The organism is Photorhabdus namnaonensis, from assembly GCF_001684335.1.
Lineage (GTDB): Bacteria > Pseudomonadota > Gammaproteobacteria > Enterobacterales > Enterobacteriaceae > Photorhabdus > Photorhabdus namnaonensis.
The window spans coordinates 72,199-72,611 of sequence record NZ_LOIC01000094.1; the positions used below are offsets into that span (position 1 = coordinate 72,199).

At 59.1% G+C, this 413-nt stretch carries 1 protein-coding gene; it reads left to right on the forward strand.

Features of this window, described 5'->3' with window-relative positions; genetic code table 11:
- Positions 1–413 (forward strand): ATP-binding cassette domain-containing protein (locus Phpb_RS26405; RefSeq protein ID WP_205634818.1); only part of this gene is annotated, 413 nt, incomplete at both ends.

Sequence of the window (413 nt, forward strand, 5' to 3'; positions counted from 1 at the left end):
TTGGTCATTGGCGCGGGAGAAATCATTGGTGTGGTGGGCCGCTCCGGTTCCGGCAAAAGCACTTTGACCCGCTTGTTGCAGCGGCTCTATGTTACAGAGCGCGGACGGGTCATGGTCGATGGCATGGACTTGGCATTGGCTGATGTGTCCTCGCTGCGCCGACAGATTGGCGTGGTGTTGCAGGACAATATGCTATTCAACCGCAGCATTCGCGAAAACATTGCCTTGAGCGATCCGGGGGCGCCGCTCGAAGTGGTCATGCACGCCGCCCGCATGGCTGGCGCCCATGAATTCATCCTTGAACTGCCCGAAGGTTACGACACCGTTGTGGGTGAGCACGGCGCGTCACTTTCGGGCGGTCAGCGGCAACGGGTAGCCATTGCCCGAGCTTTGATCGGCAATCCTCGCATTTT